The sequence below is a fragment of the Methylobacterium mesophilicum genome (assembly GCF_022179445.1).
Taxonomy (GTDB): domain Bacteria; phylum Pseudomonadota; class Alphaproteobacteria; order Rhizobiales; family Beijerinckiaceae; genus Methylobacterium; species Methylobacterium mesophilicum.
Genome location: NZ_BPQU01000027.1, coordinates 53660 through 70904 on the forward strand (window position 1 = coordinate 53660; position 17245 = coordinate 70904).

The 17245-nt window shown below is 71.1% G+C and carries 20 protein-coding genes; 11 read left to right on the forward strand and 9 right to left on the reverse strand.

Going from position 1 to position 17245, the window contains the following annotated elements; translation table 11 throughout:
- Window positions 1–3: 3 nt before the first annotated feature.
- On the reverse strand, window positions 4–3624 hold the full coding sequence (mfd, locus tag MFF40_RS21885; RefSeq protein ID WP_238262218.1) for a transcription-repair coupling factor: 3621 nt from the start codon (window positions 3622–3624) through the stop codon (window positions 4–6).
- A gap of 141 nt (window positions 3625–3765) precedes the next feature.
- Between mfd and MFF40_RS21890 the strand changes: the two genes are divergently transcribed.
- Both MFF40_RS21890 and MFF40_RS21895 read left to right on the forward strand, forming a co-directional pair.
- The gene (locus MFF40_RS21890) at window positions 3766–4053 is read left to right on the forward strand and encodes a BrnT family toxin (protein WP_147899439.1); all 288 of its coding nucleotides are present in this window, start codon (window positions 3766–3768) and stop codon (window positions 4051–4053) included.
- Entirely contained in the window at window positions 4040–4384 is a 345-nt protein-coding gene (locus MFF40_RS21895; protein ID WP_147857069.1) for a BrnA antitoxin family protein, read from the forward strand. The genes MFF40_RS21890 and MFF40_RS21895 overlap by 14 nt, the downstream gene beginning before the upstream one ends.
- A 12-nt stretch (window positions 4385–4396) precedes the next feature.
- Here the strand turns inward: MFF40_RS21895 and MFF40_RS21900 are convergent, their stop codons facing one another.
- Window positions 4397–4627, reverse strand: coding sequence for a hypothetical protein (locus MFF40_RS21900; protein ID WP_147857070.1), 231 nt, complete (start codon window positions 4625–4627; stop codon window positions 4397–4399).
- A gap of 14 nt (window positions 4628–4641) precedes the next feature.
- Complete coding sequence (locus MFF40_RS21905) at window positions 4642–4938, reverse strand: FAD assembly factor SdhE (protein WP_147857071.1); 297 nt, start codon at window positions 4936–4938, stop codon at window positions 4642–4644.
- A 204-nt stretch (window positions 4939–5142) separates the two neighbouring features.
- On the opposite strand from MFF40_RS21905, the gene MFF40_RS21910 reads away from it, so the two are divergent.
- The 3 genes from MFF40_RS21910 to MFF40_RS21920 all read left to right on the forward strand — a co-directional run bounded on the left by MFF40_RS21910 (window position 5143) and on the right by MFF40_RS21920 (window position 7075).
- Window positions 5143–6120, forward strand: coding sequence for a quinone oxidoreductase family protein (locus MFF40_RS21910; RefSeq protein ID WP_147857072.1), 978 nt, complete (start codon window positions 5143–5145; stop codon window positions 6118–6120).
- Window positions 6117–6743: a bifunctional nicotinamidase/pyrazinamidase gene (pncA, locus tag MFF40_RS21915; protein WP_147899438.1), complete on the forward strand. Its 627-nt coding sequence runs from the start codon at window positions 6117–6119 to the stop codon at window positions 6741–6743. The genes MFF40_RS21910 and pncA overlap by 4 nt, the downstream gene beginning before the upstream one ends.
- 131 nt (window positions 6744–6874) lie before the next feature.
- Window positions 6875–7075 carry a hypothetical protein gene (locus MFF40_RS21920; protein WP_147899437.1) on the forward strand — a complete coding sequence of 67 codons (201 nt, stop codon included), beginning with the start codon at window positions 6875–6877 and terminating at the stop codon, window positions 7073–7075.
- A 54-nt stretch (window positions 7076–7129) separates the two neighbouring features.
- Here the strand turns inward: MFF40_RS21920 and MFF40_RS21925 are convergent, their stop codons facing one another.
- The 3 genes from MFF40_RS21925 to rimO form a co-directional block, all read right to left on the reverse strand.
- A complete protein-coding gene (locus tag MFF40_RS21925) occupies window positions 7130–7363 on the reverse strand; it encodes a hypothetical protein (RefSeq protein ID WP_147899436.1) in 234 nt (77 codons plus the stop codon).
- A gap of 138 nt (window positions 7364–7501) precedes the next feature.
- A complete protein-coding gene (gene dinB, locus MFF40_RS21930; RefSeq protein WP_147899435.1) occupies window positions 7502–8584 on the reverse strand; it encodes a DNA polymerase IV in 1083 nt (360 codons plus the stop codon).
- A gap of 117 nt (window positions 8585–8701) precedes the next feature.
- Window positions 8702–10054 (reverse strand): 30S ribosomal protein S12 methylthiotransferase RimO, encoded by a 1353-nt coding sequence (gene rimO / locus MFF40_RS21935; protein ID WP_238262220.1) that lies wholly within the window; start codon window positions 10052–10054, stop codon window positions 8702–8704.
- Between the two features lie 394 nt (window positions 10055–10448).
- On the opposite strand from rimO, the gene pabB reads away from it, so the two are divergent.
- The 6 genes from pabB (at window position 10449) to MFF40_RS21965 (ending at window position 14822) form a co-directional block, all read left to right on the forward strand.
- Window positions 10449–11825, forward strand: coding sequence for an aminodeoxychorismate synthase component I (pabB, locus tag MFF40_RS21940; RefSeq protein WP_147899407.1), 1377 nt, complete (start codon window positions 10449–10451; stop codon window positions 11823–11825).
- Window positions 11822–12433: an anthranilate synthase component II gene (locus tag MFF40_RS21945; RefSeq protein ID WP_147899408.1), complete on the forward strand. Its 612-nt coding sequence runs from the start codon at window positions 11822–11824 to the stop codon at window positions 12431–12433. Before pabB ends, MFF40_RS21945 begins: the two co-directional genes overlap by 4 nt.
- Complete coding sequence (locus tag MFF40_RS21950) at window positions 12420–13283, forward strand: aminotransferase class IV (RefSeq protein ID WP_238262222.1); 864 nt, start codon at window positions 12420–12422, stop codon at window positions 13281–13283. Before MFF40_RS21945 ends, MFF40_RS21950 begins: the two co-directional genes overlap by 14 nt.
- Window positions 13280–13696 (forward strand): DoxX family protein, encoded by a 417-nt coding sequence (locus MFF40_RS21955; protein WP_147857328.1) that lies wholly within the window; start codon window positions 13280–13282, stop codon window positions 13694–13696. The genes MFF40_RS21950 and MFF40_RS21955 overlap by 4 nt, the downstream gene beginning before the upstream one ends.
- A gap of 210 nt (window positions 13697–13906) precedes the next feature.
- Window positions 13907–14095 (forward strand): hypothetical protein, encoded by a 189-nt coding sequence (locus MFF40_RS21960; RefSeq protein WP_147899411.1) that lies wholly within the window; start codon window positions 13907–13909, stop codon window positions 14093–14095.
- A 184-nt stretch (window positions 14096–14279) separates the two neighbouring features.
- Entirely contained in the window at window positions 14280–14822 is a 543-nt protein-coding gene (locus tag MFF40_RS21965) for a YciE/YciF ferroxidase family protein (protein ID WP_147856930.1), read from the forward strand.
- A 199-nt stretch (window positions 14823–15021) separates the two neighbouring features.
- On the opposite strand, the gene MFF40_RS21970 is transcribed toward MFF40_RS21965, so the two are convergent.
- The 3 genes from MFF40_RS21970 to MFF40_RS21980 all read right to left on the reverse strand — a co-directional run bounded on the left by MFF40_RS21970 (window position 15022) and on the right by MFF40_RS21980 (window position 16592).
- Window positions 15022–15351, reverse strand: a complete 330-nt coding sequence (locus MFF40_RS21970) for a hypothetical protein (RefSeq protein WP_147899413.1) — start codon at window positions 15349–15351, stop codon at window positions 15022–15024.
- Window positions 15352–15426: 75 nt separating this feature from the next.
- Complete coding sequence (gene mazG, locus MFF40_RS21975) at window positions 15427–16296, reverse strand: nucleoside triphosphate pyrophosphohydrolase (protein ID WP_238262224.1); 870 nt, start codon at window positions 16294–16296, stop codon at window positions 15427–15429.
- Window positions 16297–16358: 62 nt separating this feature from the next.
- Window positions 16359–16592, reverse strand: a complete 234-nt coding sequence (locus MFF40_RS21980; RefSeq protein WP_147856927.1) for a hypothetical protein — start codon at window positions 16590–16592, stop codon at window positions 16359–16361.
- Window positions 16593–17245 lie beyond the last annotated feature (653 nt).

Below are 17245 nucleotides of genomic sequence, written 5' to 3' on the forward strand. Positions count from 1 at the left end.
CCCTCACGCCGCCTTCTTCACCCGCTCGGCGATCTTCACGAGGCTGCGCAGCACCTCGGTGGCGGTCTTGAGCCGGGCCGGGATCGTGGTCAGCTCGCGCACGAACACGACGCTCATGTCGGGCCGCACCTTGGCGAAGGAGGCCTGCTCGGCCACGAACGCCACCAGACCCTGCGGGTTGGCGTAGGACTTGTCCCGGAAGTGGACGACCACGCCCTTCGGGCCGGCCTCGACCTTCTCGACATTGGCCTTGAGGCACAGGATCTTGATCGTGCCGATCTTGAGGAGCTGCTCCACCTCCGGCGGCAGCGGCCCGAACCGGTCGATCATCTCGGCCCCGAAACTCTCCATCTCGGCATCGTCCTGGAGGGTGGCGAGCCGCCGGTAGAGGGACAGCCGCGCCCCGAGATCCTCGACATAGGTCTCCGGGATGGTCACCGGGGCGCCGAGCGCGATGGTCGGCGACCACGCCTCCTCGGGCACGTCCTCGATGCCGGCCTTGAGCGCCGTGACCGCGTCCTCCAGCATCTGCTGGTAGAGTTCGTAGCCGACCTCCTTGATGTGGCCGGACTGGGCGTCGCCCAGGAGGTTGCCGGCGCCGCGGATGTCGAGGTCGTGGCTGGCGAGCTGGAAGCCGGCGCCCAGGGTGTCGAGGGTCTGGAGCACCTTGAGCCGCTGCTCGGCCTGGGTCGTGAGCTGGCGGTTGGCCGGGGTCGTGAACAACGCGTAGGCGCGGGCCTTCGAGCGGCCGACGCGGCCGCGCAGCTGGTAGAGCTGGGCCAGGCCGAACATGTCGGCCCGGTGCACGATCAGCGTGTTGGCGGTGGGGATGTCGAGGCCCGATTCCACGATGGTGGTCGAGAGCAGCACGTCGAACTTGCCCTCGTAGAAGGCGGTCATCACGTCCTCGAGCTGTCCCGCCGCCATCTGGCCGTGGGCGATCGCGACCTTGATCTCCGGCATCTCGGCATCGAGGAACTTCTTCACGTCCGCCAGATCTTCGATCCTGGGCACGACATAGAACGACTGGCCGCCGCGGTAGCGCTCGCGCAGCAGCGCCTCCCGGATGGTCAGCGGGTCGAACGGGGTCACGAAGGTGCGCACCACCAGCCGGTCCACCGGGGGCGTCGCGATGATCGACAGTTCGCGCACGCCGGTCATGGCGAGCTGAAGCGTGCGCGGGATCGGGGTCGCCGAGAGCGTCAGCACGTGGACATCCGCCTGGAGCGCCTTCAGCCGCTCCTTGTGGGCGACGCCGAAATGCTGCTCCTCGTCGACGATGATCAGGCCGAGATCCTTGAACGCGATGTTTTTCGCCAGGAGCGCGTGGGTGCCGACCACGATGTCCACCGTGCCGGCGATCAGGCCGGCGCGGGTCTGCTTCATGTCCCCGGCCGAGACGAACCGGGACAGCTGGGCGATCTGGATCGGCAGCCCCTTGAACCGCTCGGTGAAGGTCCGGAAATGCTGGCGGGCGAGCAGGGTGGTCGGCACGATCACCGCCACCTGCTTGCCGGCGATCGCCGCCGCGAAGGCGCCGCGCAACGCCACCTCGGTCTTGCCGAAGCCGACATCGCCGCAGACCAGCCGGTCCATCGGACGCCCGGCATTGAGGTCGTCCAGCACCGCGTCGATGGCGTTGGCCTGGTCCTCGGTCTCCTCGAACGGGAAGCGGGCGGCGAACTCGCCGTAGAGTCCCTCCGGCGTCTTGAGCACCGGCGCCTTCCGGACGAAGCGCTGGGCCGCGACCTTGATCAATTCGCCCGCCATCTCGAGGATGCGGCGCTTCATCTTGGCCTTGCGGGCCTGCCAGGCGCCGCCGCCGAGTCGGTCGAGGGCGACCTCCGAATCCTCCGAGCCGTAGCGGGTCAGGAGTTCGATGTTCTCCACCGGCAGCAGCAGCAGGCCGCCGGTGTAGCTCAGCTCCAGGCAATCGTGCGGGGCGCCGGCGGCGTGGATCGTCTTCAGGCCGGAGAACCGGCCGATGCCGTGGTCGGCATGGACCACGAGGTCGCCGGGCTGGAGCGCCTGCACCTCCAGGATCACGTCCTGGGGCCGCTTGGCCTTGCGCTTCTGGCGCACCAGCCGGTCGCCCAGGATGTCGCCCTCGGAGACCACGGCGAGTTCGCCCACCGTGAAGCCCGCCTCCAGGCCCCAGACCGCCACGGCGGAATCGGCGCCGCGCTTCAGCGCGTAGACGTCCGACAGGCGGGTGATCGCCACGGGCTTCCTCAGGCCGTGGTCGGCGAGCACGCCGCAGAGCCGGTCGCGGGAGCCGTCGGACCAGGATCCCAGGATCACGTGATGACCGGATCCCTGGAGGTCGCGGATATGGGCCACCGCCGCGTCGAACACGCTGGCGCTCTCGTTCGCGCGCTCCGGCGCGAAGTTTCTTCCGGATTTTGCGCCGCAATCGATGACCGCGCGCTCGGGCGAGTCCGGCTGGGCGAAGGGCGTCAGCCGCGCCACGGTGGCGGCGGCGATCCGCTCCTTCAGCTCGTTCGGGGTCAGGTAGAGGGCGCGCGGCGGCAGCGGCTTGTAGGGGGCGACGCCGGACTGGGGCGTCTTCATCGCGCCCTCGCGGGCCTGGTAGTAATCCTGCACGAGGCTGATCCGCTCGGCGGCGGCATCCTCGACCTGCGGGTCGAACACCAGCGGCACGCCGCCGAGATAGTCGAACAGCGTGTCGAGTTCGCCGTAGAACAGCGGCATCCAGTGCTCGAGGCCGGCATAGCGGCGGCCCTCGCTCACGGTCTCGTAGAGCCGGTCGTCCCGGGTCGCCGCGCCAAAACTCTGGATGTAGCCCTGGCGGAAGCGCCGGATCGTCTCGGTGGTGAGCTGGACCTCGCTCATCGGCATCAGGTCGAGCGAGCGCAATTGGCCGGTGGTGCGCTGGGTCTCCGGATCGAAGGCGCGGATCGATTCCAGCGTGTCGCCGAAGAAGTCGAGGCGGATCGGCACCGGCAGGCCCGGCGGCGACAGGTCGAGGATGCCGCCGCGCACCGCGTACTCGCCCGTGTCCCGTACCGTCCCCGTGCGCAGGAAACCGTTGGCCTCGACCCAGGCGACCACGTCGTCCATCGCCACGACGTTGCCGATCGCCGCCGAGAACGCCTCCTTGGCGATGTGGCCGCGGGGCGGCACCCGCTGCACCAGGGCGTTGACCGTGGTGCAGAGGATGCGCGGGCGGTCCTCGGCGGAGCGGGTCCGGGCCAGGCGGGCCAAAGCCGTCATCCGGGCGGCGGCCGTGGCCGTGGTCGGCGAGACCCGGTCGTAGGGCTGGCAGTCCCAGGCCGGCAGGTTCATCACGTCCATCTCGGGCGCGACGAAGCCCAGCGCCGACTGGAACGCCGCCGAGCGCCCGGAATCGCGCGCCACGTGGACCAGCACCGCGGGGGCGTCGACGGTGGGCGCCAGCGCCCGGGCGAGGTCGGCCACCGCGAGCGCGTCGAACCCCTCCGGGGCGTTCGCCAGGACCGGGCTGTCGCCGCGCTTCAGGGCCTCGAGCACCTGCGCGAGCGCCGAGGACTTCGGCAGGGCGAAGCGCGCGGCCTGCGGCTTGGCGGCCGGGGCAGGGGGCTTCTGGGAGGGCTTCGGGGAGGACTTCGGCTGGGGCTTGGCCATCGGGTCTTTCGCGGGGAGTCCCGCCGGGCACAGGGAGGGCTGACGCGGGCCGGCGTTAGCCCATTGAGCCGTCGTGATAAAGCGTTTCGGCGGCGGCGTTCGAGTGGCTGACGGTGCCCTATTTGGTGGCTACGCTCCAGCATGGAACGCGTGTTTAGCTGCGATTCGGGGAAGCGTGCGCTCCTGCTGGAGGCGCGGCACTTCGACCTGTTGGATATGGCCGAGGTTTTCGCCGACGATGCACGGCTCGACCTGCTGGACGATCGCCGTGATTACGGCGAGGAACGCCGCGTGACCATCGGCCAGGCGCTGGGCGGCATTTTCACTGTCGTCTTCACTGTCGTCTACACTATGCGCGGACCGGTTACGTGGCTCATCACCGCTTGGCCCGCGAACAGGAAGGAGCGCGCACGCTATGGCGAACGCTGATGCGATCACGTTCATGAGCCTGGCGGATGGAACGCTGCTGCAACGCCATCCCGATGGCGCGTTCCGGCCCGTGGTTGCCGAGAGCGACCGCGCCAAGCTCGCGGCTCTTACAGAGGACGAGGTCGAGCGCATGAGCGCGACTGACCTAGACCACCCCGGCCTCGACGATGCCTTCTGGGAACGTGCGGCCTCGCCCCCCACTCAGGAAGCCGTATCGATCAAGCTCGACAGCGACGTCCTGCAATACTTCCGAAAAGCCGGCCGCGGCTACCAAGCCCGGATCAACGCCGTGCTGCGGAACCACATGCGGGCGGCCGGGAAGGGGCGCTAAGCCCCCTCGACTTCACGCGTCAGCCCCGACGATCTCCGCCAGCGCCGCCTCGACCCGGCCGCGGAAGAAGTCGGCGTTGGGCATGGTCTCGGTCATCGCGGCGGCCCGACTGGTCGCCTGCCGCAGGATCTCCGCGCGCAGCGCCGGGTCGTCGCGCTCCATCATCTCCAGCATGATGCGCACCACGAGTTCGGTCGCGATCGACCGGGCGGGGTGGTCGTAGGGGGGCTTGGGCTCGTCCATCGCGCGCTTTCGTGTCAGGAATGGATCGGTGCGTCGTGCCGGTGGAACGCCCGCACCCGGCGCCAGACCGCGGTGTCGTAGTTCGACGGCGTCTCGGCCTCGCCGGTGAGCCACTTGAACAGGTCGCGGTCCGGCACCTCGATCAGCGCCTCGAACTCGGTGAGTTCCGACTCCGACAGGGTGCCGATCTCGGCGTCGGCGAAGCGGCCCATGATCAGGTCCATCTCGCGGATGCCCCGGTGCCAGGACTGGAACAGAAGGCGGCGGCGGCGCGGGTCGAGGTCGGCGCTGGTGCGGGTGGTGCCGGACATTTTTTGGGACTTCCGGTCGGAGGGTGGTCGGCCTCAAGATAGGCGGCGCGGGGCGCCGGATCCAGGATCCGGGTTTCAGATCGGGCCGCAACCGCCGGGCGAACGGCAAAAAGCGATTGCCTCCCGCGGGTGCTCCGTTATCTCGAGTCCGCGATGTCCCGGCGCAACGGGGCCGGCGCAACGGGGCTTGAGCGGAGTACGACGATGCCGAAGGCGATCCGGGTCTACGAGTACGGCGGCCCCGAGGTGATGAAGTTCGAGGACGTGCCCCTGTCCGAGCCGGGCCCCGGGCAGATCCGGGTCAAGCAGGCCGCCATCGGCGTCAACTTCATCGACATCTACTTCCGCACCGGCGCCTACAAGTCGCCGCACCTGCCCTACACCCCCGGCAAGGAGGGCGCCGGCACCGTCACGGCGGTGGGCGAGGGGGTCTCGAACATCAAGCCCGGCGACCGGGTGGCCTACGGCTCGGTGCCGGACGGCTGCTACGCCGAGGAGGCGGTGATCCCGGCCGCGGCGGCGGTTCCGATCCCCGACGGCGTCGACGAGACAACCGCCGCCGCCATGATGCTCAAGGGCCTGACCGCCGAGTACCTGCTCCACCGGACCTACGCGGTGAAGCCCGGCGACACGATCCTGTGGCACGCGGCCGCCGGCGGCGTCGGCCTGATCGCCTGCCAATGGGCCAAGCACCTCGGCGCCACCGTGATCGGAACCGCCGGCAGCCCCGAGAAGGCGGCGCTGGCCAAGCAGAACGGCTGCGACCACGTCATCCTGTACCGCGAGGAGGACGTCGCCAAGCGGGTGCGCGAGATCACCGGCGGCAAGGGCGTGCCGGTGGTCTATGACGGCGTCGGGCAGGCGACCCTGATGGGCTCGCTCGACAGCCTCGCGCCGATGGGCCTGCTGGCGAGCTTCGGCTCGGCCTCCGGTCCGATCACCGGCCTCGACCTCGGCCTGCTCGCCCCGCGCGGCTCGCTCTACGTCACGCGGCCGACGCTGGCGACGTTCTCGTCGAACCGCGCCACCCTGGAGGAGGCGGCCGCCCGCCTGTTCAAGGCGGTCGGGGACGGCGCCGTGAAGATCGCCGTCAACGCCACCTACCCGCTCGCCGAGGCGCAGACCGTGCACCGGGACCTGGCCGGACGCGAGACCACCGGCTCGATCGTGATGCTGCCGTGACACCCGGCGCCGCCGACCTGCTCCTCGTCATCGACGTGCAGGTCGACTTCCTGCCGGGCGGGGCCCTCCCCGTCCGGGACGGCGACGCGGTGGTCGCGCCGATCAACGCGCTCCAGCACCGCTTCCGCCACGTGGTGCTGATGCAGGACTGGCATCCGGCCGACCACGTCTCCTTCGCCGACAGCCATCCCGGGCGGGCCCCGTTCGAGACCGTGGCGCTGCCCTACGGCCCGCAGGTGCTGTGGCCCCGGCACTGCGTCCAGGGCAGCCCGGGCGCGGGCTTCGCGCCGGGGCTGGCCACCGACCGGGCGAGCCTGGTGGTCCGCAAGGGCCTGGACCCCCGGGTCGACAGCTACTCGGCGTTCCTGGAGGCCGACCGCATCACCCGCACCGGGCTTGCCGGCGCGCTGGCGGAACGCGGCATCACCCGCGTCGTCCTGTGCGGCCTCGCGACCGATTTCTGCGTGCTCTGGAGCGCGCTGGATGCCCGCGATGCGGGCTTCGAGGTCCGGGTGGTGGAGGATGCCGTGCGCGGGATCGACGTGGACGGCTCCCTCGCCCAGGCCTGGGCCCGGATGGAGGCGGCCGGCGTGCGCCGGATCGGGTCGGCCGAGATCGCGTAGCGCGTCACCCGGCGGCCGGCTGTCGGCGCGCGGGGGATCGAGAGGGGATCGGGAGGCGAACCGCCGCACGGCGCCCGCGCCACCGCCCCCGTCCCGACGCGTTGGACCGGCACCAGCCAAGAGGAGCCAGCATGTCAGGCAAGCACCCGAAGACCGATACGCCCACGGACGCCGACCTCAAGGGCAATCCCGGGATCGGCACCTCGAAGGGGATGAGCGGCGCCGACCCGGAAGATCTCGAGGCGGATTCGACCTTCGAGGGCGACGTCGAGAACGAGACCAAGCCGGACGGCGGCATCGATCCGAACCACCGCCCGCGCAAGAACGCCTGATCCGAGACGCCTGATCCGAGACGCCCGGGCCTGCCCGGCCCGGGCTTCTCGACGTCAGCGGGCGCGGGCCGGGACCTTCGGCCGCTGCGGCGCGGCGGTCCCATCGGTGAGGAAGCCGGCGCCCGGGCCGCCCGAGGACACGTAGAGCTGCGGCGGGCTCGCGGTGTAGCCCCGCAGCAGGATCGCGTTGGCGGCCCCGAAGGACGCCGTGCTGTCGGCGCGGGCGGCACCCACCGGGACGCCGAGCAGCAGGGCGGCGGCCAGGGCCAGGGAGATCGGCTTCGTCATTGGGGCGGGACCTTCGGTTCGTGGGGTGGCGGGCAACGCCGGCCCCACCGGATCGCTCCTATCTGTGGTTGATGAGTCGCACCTGACGTGTGGCGCCGCACAGCCCTCGCGCGAGCACCATGGACCGGCCCAGGCGGATCAGAGCCCGAGCCCGAGCTGCAGCGGCTCCTCCTTCTCCCCCTGCTCGAACCCCGAGAGCGCGATCCCGATCAGCCGCGCGCTGCGCCGGAGGGGGAACAGGCCGGAGAGCAGGTCCAGCCCGATCCGCTCCAGGGCGGCCCGGTCGGCCACCGGGGCGGGGAGGGACTTCGCCCGAGTGACCTGGGCGAAGTCCGAGAACTTGAGCTTCAGGGTCACGGTCCGGGCGCGCATGCCCTTGGCCTCGGCCCCGCCCCAGACCTTGTCGAACAGGGGCGCGAGCCGCTCGGCCAGGGTGGCGAAGGCCGCCGTGTCCTCCGAGAAGGTGGTCTCCGCCCCGATCGACTTGCGCACCCGGTGGGCGCGGACCGGCCGCATGTCGAGTCCGCGGGCGACCGCGTGGTAATAGGCCCCGGCCGACCCGAATGTTTCGCGTAGGCGGTCCGGATCCCAGGCGCGCAAATCGGCCCCGGTCTCGATGCCGAGGCGCTTCATCTTCGCCTCGGTGACCGGCCCGACCCCGTGGAACCGGCCGATCGGCAGGGCGGCCACGAAATCCGGCCCCATGGACGGGGTGATCACGAACAGGGCGTCGGGCTTCCGGTAGTCGGAGGCGACCTTGGCCAGGAACTTGTTGTACGAGACCCCGGCCGAGGCGACGAGGCCGGTGCGTTCCAGGATCTCGGCCCGGATCGCCTTCGCGACGGCCGTCGCGGTGGGAAGTCCCAAAAGATTCTCGGTGACGTCGAGATAGGCCTCGTCCAGGGCGACCGGCTCGATCACCGGCGTGTGCCGGGCGAACACCGCCCGGATCTCCTCCGAGACCGCCCGGTAGACCTCGAAGCGCGGCTTCACGAACAGCAGGTCCGGGCAGAGCCGCCGGGCGGTGGCCGACGGCATGGCCGAGCGCACGCCGAACCGCCGCGCCTCGTAGCTCGCCGCCATCACCACGCCGCGCTCCCGGGAGCCGCCGACAGCGAGCGGCAGCCCGCGCAAGCCGGGATCGTCGCGCTGCTCCACGGAGGCGTAGAACGCGTCCATGTCGATATGGATGATCTTGCGGAGCGCGACCTCCGGATCCATCGCGGCCTCGGGGTCCGGGCTGAAGTTCCTGCTATGTTCCAGACATGCCAGACCGGACGCCCGGGTCAACCGATCCGATCCGACGACGCACAGGGGATCGCGTGCAATCCGGAAAAATCAGGTCACGCTGCCGTAGAGGTCGTAGGCGTCGGCCCGGTCGATCTTCACGGTGACGATGTCGCCGGAGCGCACCGGGCGCCGGAACGCGGCGTGGACGGTGCCGTCGATCTCGGGGGCGTCGGCCTTCGACCGGCCCTTGGCGATCCCGCCCTCGACGGAATCGACGATCATGGCCAGCCGCTTGCCGACCTTGGCCCGCTGGAGCCGGAGCGAGATCGCGTTCTGCGTCTCCATGAACCGGCGCTTGCGCTCGGCCTTCAGCTCCGGCGGCACGAGGTCGCCCAGGGCGTTGGCGGTGGCGCCGGCCACCGGCTCGTACTCGAAGCAGCCGACGCGCTCGAGCCTGGCCTCCTGCAGCCAGGCCAGCAGCTCCTCGAACTCGGCCTCGGTCTCGCCCGGGAAGCCGACGATGAAGGTCGAGCGGATCGCGAGGTCCGGGCAGGTCTGACGCCAGCTTCGGATCCGGTCGAGCTGGCGCTCCTGGTTGCCGGGCCGGCGCATCCGCTTGAGCACGGAGGGGCTGGCGTGTTGGAGCGGCATGTCGAGGTAGGGGAGCACCTTACCCTCGGCCATCAGCGGGATGACCTCGTCCACGTGCGGGTAGGGGTAGACGTAGTGCAGCCGCACCCAGGCCCCGAGCTCGCCGAGCTCCTTGGTCAGGTCGTAGAACTTCGCCCGCACGCTCCGGTCGCGCCACGGGCTCTCACTGTAGCGGATATCGACCCCGTAGGCGCTGGTATCCTGCGAGACGACCAGCAGCTCCTTCACGCCGGCCTTGACCAGCTTCTCGGCCTCCCGCAGCACGTCGCCGGCCGGGCGGCTGACGAGGTTCCCGCGCAAGCTCGGGATGATGCAGAAGCTGCAGCGGTTGCTGCACCCTTCCGAGATCTTCAGGTAGGCGTAGTGGCGCGGGGTGAGCTTGATCCCCTGCGGCGGCACCAGGTCGAGGAACGGGTCGTGGGCCGGGGGCACCGCCTCGTGGACCGCCGCCACCACGGATTCGTAGGCCTGCGGCCCGGTCACGGCGAGCAGGTCCGGGTATTTCGCGCGGATCTCTTCCGGCTGCGCGCCCATGCAGCCGGTGACGATCACCCGGCCGTTCTCGGCCATGGCCTCGCCGATCGCCGAGAGCGATTCCGCCTTGGCCGAATCGAGGAACCCGCAGGTGTTGACGATCACCACGTCCGCCCCGTCGTGGCGGCGGGCCAGCTCGTAGCCCTCGGCGCGCAGGTGCGTGAGGATCCGCTCGGAATCGACCAGCGCCTTGGGGCAGCCCAGCGACACGAACGAGATCTTCGGGGCGGCCCCGGGGACGGCGTCCCGGGGGGCGGGGGTGGCGGTTGCGGTCATGGTCGCATTCGGAAGACGGGTCGGACGCCACCCTCGCGTGCGGCCGGTGGATCGGGTCGCACGGCGCGCGAGGACAGGCATTCGGGATCGCGCACCTATAGCGGTTCTAACGCGCTCGCGCGAGACCGGCCGCCGCAGGGGTACCCGACCCCGCGCGGAAGGCTCGGCGCAGGCGGCTCGCCACATCGCCGAAACGCGTCTGTTGGCAGGGCTTTGCAGGCGGATCCTGAGACCCCACATCAGGTGCGGCCCGCCGTCTCCCGCCCCCGGGACGGGCCCCGACCGCCCGCGACGGGCGGGGCCTTGCGCGGAACTGCCGCTTTCCCCGCGGCATCGCCTGTGCAACGGCAGCGTGCGGGGCGCGTGCCCTCAGGACATGAGCCCGAACCCGGTCATGTGGACCCGAGAGATCCCCTTCGTCGATCCCGTCGCGGCGGCCGCCCGGCTGCGGCCCCTGCCGGATCTCGCCTTCCTCGACAGCGCCATGCGGCACGACGCGCTGGGGCGGCACTCGATCGTGGCCGCCGACCCGTTCGCACGCTTCCGGTTCAGCGACGGGCGCGCGACTTTGGACGGGCGCCCGGTCCCGGGCGGGCCGTTCGCGGCGTTGCGGGCCTGCCTGGAGCCCTACCGGGTCGAGCCCGATCCGGACAACCCGTTCCCGGGCGGGGCGATCGGCTACCTCGCGTATGACCTCGGCGCGCAACTGGAGCGGGTCGCGGCCCCGGCCCGGCGGGCGGGGCTGACCGACGACATCGCATTCAACCTCTACGACACGGCGCTGGTGATCGACCACGCCGCAGGCACCTGCCGGCTCGTCGCGACGGGATTTCCCGAGACCGAGCCGGCCGCCCGGCGGGCCCGCGCCGAGGCGCGGATTTCCGCCTTCGCCGACCGGCTCGGGGCGGAGACGGCACCGGCAGACGCGCCACGCCAACTCATGAAAAACCTCGCGTGGCGCTCGAACTTCGACCGGCAAAGCTATGAGGCGGCTGTCGAAAAGGTCCGCGCCTATATCCGGGCGGGCGACATCTACCAAGCCAACATCGCCCAGCGCTTCAGCGCCGACCTGCCGGCGGGCTTCGACCCGTTCGCGCTCTACCGGCGCCTGCGCGCCACCAACCCGGCGACCTTCGGGGCCTATCTGGAACTCGCCGGCCTGACCGTCGCGTCGTCCTCGCCCGAGCGCTTCATCCGGCTCGACGGTCGCCACGTCGAGACCCGGCCGATCAAGGGCACCGCCCGCCGGCTCGACGACCCGGCGGCCGACCGGGCGGCGGCCGAGGCGCTCCTGGCCTCGGTCAAGGAGCGGGCCGAGAACGTCATGATCGTCGACCTGCTGCGCAACGACCTGTCCCGGGTCTGCGCGCCGGGCAGCGTCGCCGTGCCCACCCTGTGCGGGCTGGAGACCTACGCCAACGTCCACCACCTCGTCTCGGTGGTGACCGGGACGCTCCGCGACGGGCTCGACGCCCTCGACCTGCTGGCGGGCACCTTCCCCGGGGGCTCGATCACCGGGGCCCCAAAAATCCGCGCCATGGACATCATCACCGAGATCGAGGGCGACGCCCGGGAGCTCTATTGCGGCGCCATCGGCCGGATCGGCTTCGACGGCGCGCTGGATACGTCGATCGCGATCCGCACCGTGTTCATGGACGAGACCCGGGCGGTCCTGCAGGCCGGGGGCGGGGTGACCCTGCTGTCGGAGCCCGGCCCGGAATACGACGAGACCCTGGCCAAGGCCGCCCGGGTGTTCGAGGCCTTCGCATGATCCTCGTCCTCGACAACTACGACTCCTTCGTCTTCAACGTCGTCCGCTACCTGGAGGAGTTGGGCGAGACGGTCCGGGTCGTGCGCAGCGACGCGCTGGACGTCGCCGGCATCCGGGCGCTCGCCCCGGACGCCCTGGTGGTCTCGCCGGGCCCCTGCACCCCCGCGGAGGCCGGCATCTCGCTGCCGGCGATCCGCGACCTGTCCGGCCAAGTGCCGATCCTCGGGGTCTGCCTCGGCCACCAGGCGATCGGCGCGGTTTTTGGCGGCACGGTCGAGCGCGCCAAGCGTCCCCTGCACGGGCAGGCAACGCCGATCGCGCATCAGGGCGAGCGGCTGTTTTCCGGACTTCCGGCGCCGATGCCGGTGGGCCGCTACCACTCCCTGGTGGTCACCCCCGGTCCCGAGATGGACAGGCACCTCTCGGTCGACGCGGTCTCGCAGGAGGGCGAGGTCATGGCGCTCTCGCACCGGACCCACCCGACCTACGGCATCCAGTTCCACCCGGAATCGGTGCTGACCGAGGGCGGCCACGCCCTGTTCGCCAATTTTTTAGGACTGGCCCGCGCTTGGCGGGGCGAGCACGGGCGCGACGATGCTGTGGCGTGACGGGGCGATCGTCCCCGGGACGCAGGCATCCCTGGACCACACCGATCGGGGCCTGACGCTCGGCGACGGCCTGTTCGACACGGCGCTCGCGCTGGGCGGCCGGGTCGCCTTCGAGGACGCCCATATCGCCCGGCTCGTCGCCGGGGCGGAGACCCTCGGGATCCCCGCCGAGGCGGAACGGGTCTGCGCCGCCATGCGGGCGCTCGCCGGGCAGGGTAGGGGAGACGCGGACAGGCTGGCGATCCGCACCACCCTCACCCGCGGCTCCGGACCGCGCGGGCTGAAGCCGCCGGCGGATCCGCATCCGACCCTGTTCGCCACCGCTGCGCCGAGCGCCAGGAGCGCGGCCTTCGCGCCCCTGCGGCTGTGGCCGACCGGGATCGCCCGCAACGACACCTCGCCCGCCGCCCGGCTGAAGACCTTAGGGTATCTGGACGCCGTGCTGGCCGCCCGCGAAGCCGCCGCTTCGGGCTTCGACGAATCCCTGTTCTGCAACACCCGCGGCCGCGTCGCCTGCGCGGGCACCGGCAATGTCTTCGCGGTGCTCGGCGACCGGCTGGTCACGCCGCCGCTGGCGGACGGCGTGCTCGCCGGGATCATCCGCGCGGAGGTGCTGGGGCTGGCGGGGGCGTGCGGATTGCGCCCGGAGGAGGGCTCCCTGAGCCTGTCCGAACTCCTCGGCGCCGAGGCCGTGTTCGTCACCAACTCCCTGCGGCTGCTGGCCCCCGTGACCGCCATCGGCGCCACCGCCTTCGCCAGCGCGGAACACCCGGGCGTCGCCCGGCTGATGGCGGCGATCCGAACCGCACTCGCCCGCGCCTGCGGCGTCACGGAAGACAAGGTCGGATGACTGGACCGGACACCGAGGCCTGGCGCCGCCGGCTGCGCTACGCGCTCGCCCTGATCTATGCCGGCATCGGGATCGTCCACCTCGTGGCCGCCGACGCGATGCTGCCGCTGATGCCGGACTGGGTGCCGGCGCCGCGCCTGGTGATCCTGGCCACCGGCCTGTGCGAGATCGCCGGGGCGATCGGCCTCCTGACCCGGTCGCTGCGGCGGGCGGCCGCGATCGGGCTCGCCCTCTACGCGGTCTGCGTCTACCCGGCCAACCTGAAGCACGCCTTCGAGGCCGTCCACGTCGACGGAATCCCGGATTCCTGGTGGTACCATGGGCCCAGGCTGGCGTTTCAGCCGGTCTTCGTCTGGGCGGCGCTCTGGGCCGGCGGCCTGATCGACTGGCCGTTCGGCGCGCGCCGCCGCTGAGGCGCCGGCCGGTCGATCGCCGGGCGGCCCGGCATTCGTCGCGCCCCGCGGACAGGCCGGCGAGCAATCCTTGAGAAACCGTGATCACAGGATCCCCGGATCGCAGGCTCACGGCAGGCTTTGATCCCGGGATCACTGCGGATAGACTGTGGTGCGGCCGCCGCACGCGCTGGAACATCGCGTCGCCCGGCCCCGATACGGGCGAACTGCATGACGAAGCGCCGCGAGGCCGGCCGAACGACACCGCACGCCGACACGCTGCCGGAGCAGGCCGCGGTCGAGCGCGCCATCGAGGCCGTCCTCGACCGTTTGCGCCCGAAGCCGGCCAAAGGCCCGGCCTCCCGGGCGCCGCAGGCCGGGCCCGCGCGAAAACCGGGCCCGGGCCGGAAGGCCGACTGAGCGGTTCGGATCCGCAGCGTCACGGCCTGAAAGCCGGCTGCCATCGTTCGGAAGGTTGCCCCAGCCGGCCCAAAAGGTTCCTCCACAGCGCGAAGATATCGCCCGGAAACGACGGGCCGGACCGGCGTTCCCCGTCCGGAAGCCGCGTCCCCGAGACGGCGGCCCGCACTGGAGACGGATAGCCATGGCCAAGCCGAAGACGCTGCACGACGCCTTCTACGAGACCCTGAAGGACGTCTATTACGCCGAGAAGCAATCCGTGAAGGCGCTCAAGAAGTCCGCCAAGGCAGCCGAGCACCCGGAGCTGCGCCAGGCCTTCGAGACCCATGCCGAGGAGAGCGCCCAGCAGGTCGAGCGCCTGACCCAGGTGTTCGAGATCATCGGCAAGCCCGCCCGCGCCAAGACCTGCGAGGCGATGCAGGGCATCACCTCCGAGATGGAGGAGGATCTGGAGGATTTCGCCGACAGCCCGGCGGCCGACGCGGTGCTGGCCGCCTGCGCCCAGGCGGTGGAGCATTACGAGATCGCCCGCTACGGCACCCTCAAGACCTGGGCGCGCCAGCTCGGCCACGACGAGGCCGCCAAGCTCCTCGACGAGACCCTGCAGGAGGAGAAGAAGGCCGACGCGCTGCTCTCCAAGATCGCCGAGACGATCAACGTCGAGGGAACCCCGGCGGACGACGACGCGGAGGCTCCGAAGGGCAAGGCCCCGAAGAAGGCGGCCTGAGCGCGGCTGCGGCGGAGGAGGGGAGGCCGCTCCTCCGCCGGCTCGGAGATCCGGGTTTCCGACGGCCTCGGCCCCGGCCCCTGTCGGGTGCCTGGATCAGGCGGACATCGGGCCGACGGTCTCCGTCACGTGCCCCGCCATTCCGGGGCGGGTGACCGGGCCGCCTCGGCACAGGTCCGAGGCGGCCGCCCCCAAAAAATCACTTCGCTGGCTCGATCGCGCTGAGCGGCGTCCAGTAGCAGCGATCCTGCCCGCTGGTCAGGGCGAGGCACCCGTAGGTCACCGTCCGGTTCTCGAGCCGGACGGCCTCGCCGAGCTTCCACGACCTGCACTCGCCGCTGGCCAGGCTGCTCTTCAGGAGCTGCCCGAACGCCACCTCTTCGCCGGCCATGACCAGCTTGAACAGGCGATCGGTGACCTCCGGGGCGTGGCAGCCGAACCGCTCCTGGACGATGGTCTCGGCGCGCGCGTCCCGGGGCAGGGACACCATGACGGCGAGGGCGGCGAAGGCGGAAAGAAGGATGCGCATGGACCAAGGATAAGCGTCGGCCGCCGCCTGTCGAGCCCTCGGCCCGGGGCGCCATGCGGGGGAAAGCCGCGCCCGCTATCCCTTCTCGTCCCGCTTCGCCGCCTGCCAGGCGGCCTCCATGGCGGCGAGATCCGAGCGGCCGAGCGCCCCGCCCGCGGCCTTCAGGTGCTCCGCCATGGCGGCGAAGCGGCGCTCGAACTTGGCGGTTCCGTCGCGCAGCGCGGTCTCGGGATCGATCCCGGCATGCCGGGCGAGGTTGGCCACGGAGAACAGCAGATCGCCGATCTCTTCCGACACGGCCTGCGGGTCGCCGGCCGCCAGGGCCTCGGCGACCTCGTCGGCCTCCTCCCGGACCTTGTCGATCACCTGCGCGGCGTCGCCCCAGTCGAACCCGTGGGACGCCGCCCGCCGTGAGATTTTTTCGGCCCGGGTCAAGGCGGGGAGGGCCTGGGCGACGCCCCCGAGGGGATCCGGGTCGCCGGTGGCCGGATCCCGGGCCGCCCGCTCCTGCGCCTTGATCGCGGCCCACTGCGCCTCGACCTGGGCCGGGTCACGCAGGGCCGAGCCCGCTCGGAGGGGGGTGCCGTCCGGCTCGAACACATGCGGGTGGCGCCGGATCAGCTTGTCGCCGATCGCCCGGGCCACGTCGTCGAACGCGAAGGCGCCCTCCTCTTCGGCCATCCGGGCGTGGAACACCACTTGGAGCAGAAGGTCGCCGAGTTCGTCGCGCAGGTCGTCCCGGTCGCCCCGCGCCACCGCGTCGGCGACCTCGTAGGCCTCCTCGATCGTGTAGGGCACGATGGTCGCGAAGGTCTGCCGGAGATCCCAGGCGCAGCCGCATTCGGGGTCGCGCAGGGCGGCCATCAGGCGCAGGAGCCTGCCCAGGGGGGCGGGCTCGCAGGCGGCCGGGGTCCCGGGCCGGCTCGAATCGCGTGTGTCGGTCATGCCCACCGGGTTAGAGCAGGATGCGGGACAAGGAAATCCGGCGGTCCGGATCGGACTTCGGGTCAGACCCGGGCGTCGCGTTCGCGGACCTGCTCGGCCTGCAGCTCGCTGAGATAGCCGGTGAGGCGGCCGGTGACGCCGGGGTCGGCGCATTGGACCCAGAGCGGAGCCGGCAGCACCCGCGCGGGCAGCCGCCGCAGGAAGGCCTCGGCCGACAGGGCCGCCTCCCGCTCCGAGGTGGCGGCCAGGAGCCGGGCTCCCGCCCGCGTGCCGATCAGGATCGCAATCGTGGCCATGGACACCCTCACATCGCGATACCAACCGCGCGAGCGGCCCTCGCGTTGCCTCGACCGGGGCCGGCGCCGATGCCGCGGCGCAGGCCGCCGACGAAACAGGGATCCGCACCCGGCCCTTGCGGAGCCGGGGGACCGACACCACCTGTGCAATCGTCGCCGGAGCCGCGCATCGCGGGTCGGTGGCTCCCTCGAGTTCGAATCGCGAGCCAGCCGCCCGGCGCAAGCCGGAGCCGTCTTCGCAATGCCGGCAAAAGGGTTGTTGACATGGGAATGCGGGGCGTCTTATACGGCGCCTCCCGACGCGGTGCCCAAGCAAAGGCGAGCCAGTCGGACGGACTTTCCGAAGATTTCAGTGGGACTTGACCGGGGCAGCCTGGTGGTTTACTGGTCTCTTCAAGGTACTGACGAAGGTCAGTTCCGCTCTTTGACAAGTGAATACGAGAAAGAGAAGCGTGGACGGCGCTCGTCCTTGCGGACCCGACGTGAGTCGGGTCGTCAAGAGGATGCGAGCTGTCATGCGCTTTTTGGAAGCTCACACGGTTCGGGTGGAAACGCCCGGATCAATGTGAGCCTTCGTCAAGATGACGTGATCAGCTTTGATCAATCTCTTCAACGTGAGAGTTTGATCCTGGCTCAGAGCGAACGCTGGCGGC

Coding starts and splice junctions, on each gene's coding strand:
- mfd (WP_238262218.1), bottom strand. CDS start 3,624: ATGGCCAAGCCCCAGCCGAAGTCCTCCCCGAAGCCCTCCCAGAAGCCC.
- MFF40_RS21890 (WP_147899439.1), top strand. CDS start 3,766: ATGGAACGCGTGTTTAGCTGCGATTCGGGGAAGCGTGCGCTCCTGCTG.
- MFF40_RS21895 (WP_147857069.1), top strand. CDS start 4,040: ATGGCGAACGCTGATGCGATCACGTTCATGAGCCTGGCGGATGGAACG.
- MFF40_RS21900 (WP_147857070.1), bottom strand. CDS start 4,627: ATGGACGAGCCCAAGCCCCCCTACGACCACCCCGCCCGGTCGATCGCG.
- MFF40_RS21905 (WP_147857071.1), bottom strand. CDS start 4,938: ATGTCCGGCACCACCCGCACCAGCGCCGACCTCGACCCGCGCCGCCGC.
- MFF40_RS21910 (WP_147857072.1), top strand. CDS start 5,143: ATGCCGAAGGCGATCCGGGTCTACGAGTACGGCGGCCCCGAGGTGATG.
- MFF40_RS21920 (WP_147899437.1), top strand. CDS start 6,875: ATGTCAGGCAAGCACCCGAAGACCGATACGCCCACGGACGCCGACCTC.
- MFF40_RS21925 (WP_147899436.1), bottom strand. CDS start 7,363: ATGACGAAGCCGATCTCCCTGGCCCTGGCCGCCGCCCTGCTGCTCGGC.
- dinB (WP_147899435.1), bottom strand. CDS start 8,584: ATGGATCCGGAGGTCGCGCTCCGCAAGATCATCCATATCGACATGGAC.
- rimO (WP_238262220.1), bottom strand. CDS start 10,054: ATGACCGCAACCGCCACCCCCGCCCCCCGGGACGCCGTCCCCGGGGCC.
- pabB (WP_147899407.1), top strand. CDS start 10,449: ATGTGGACCCGAGAGATCCCCTTCGTCGATCCCGTCGCGGCGGCCGCC.
- MFF40_RS21945 (WP_147899408.1), top strand. CDS start 11,822: ATGATCCTCGTCCTCGACAACTACGACTCCTTCGTCTTCAACGTCGTC.
- MFF40_RS21950 (WP_238262222.1), top strand. CDS start 12,420: ATGCTGTGGCGTGACGGGGCGATCGTCCCCGGGACGCAGGCATCCCTG.
- MFF40_RS21955 (WP_147857328.1), top strand. CDS start 13,280: ATGACTGGACCGGACACCGAGGCCTGGCGCCGCCGGCTGCGCTACGCG.
- MFF40_RS21960 (WP_147899411.1), top strand. CDS start 13,907: ATGACGAAGCGCCGCGAGGCCGGCCGAACGACACCGCACGCCGACACG.
- MFF40_RS21965 (WP_147856930.1), top strand. CDS start 14,280: ATGGCCAAGCCGAAGACGCTGCACGACGCCTTCTACGAGACCCTGAAG.
- MFF40_RS21970 (WP_147899413.1), bottom strand. CDS start 15,351: ATGCGCATCCTTCTTTCCGCCTTCGCCGCCCTCGCCGTCATGGTGTCC.
- mazG (WP_238262224.1), bottom strand. CDS start 16,296: ATGACCGACACACGCGATTCGAGCCGGCCCGGGACCCCGGCCGCCTGC.
- MFF40_RS21980 (WP_147856927.1), bottom strand. CDS start 16,592: ATGGCCACGATTGCGATCCTGATCGGCACGCGGGCGGGAGCCCGGCTC.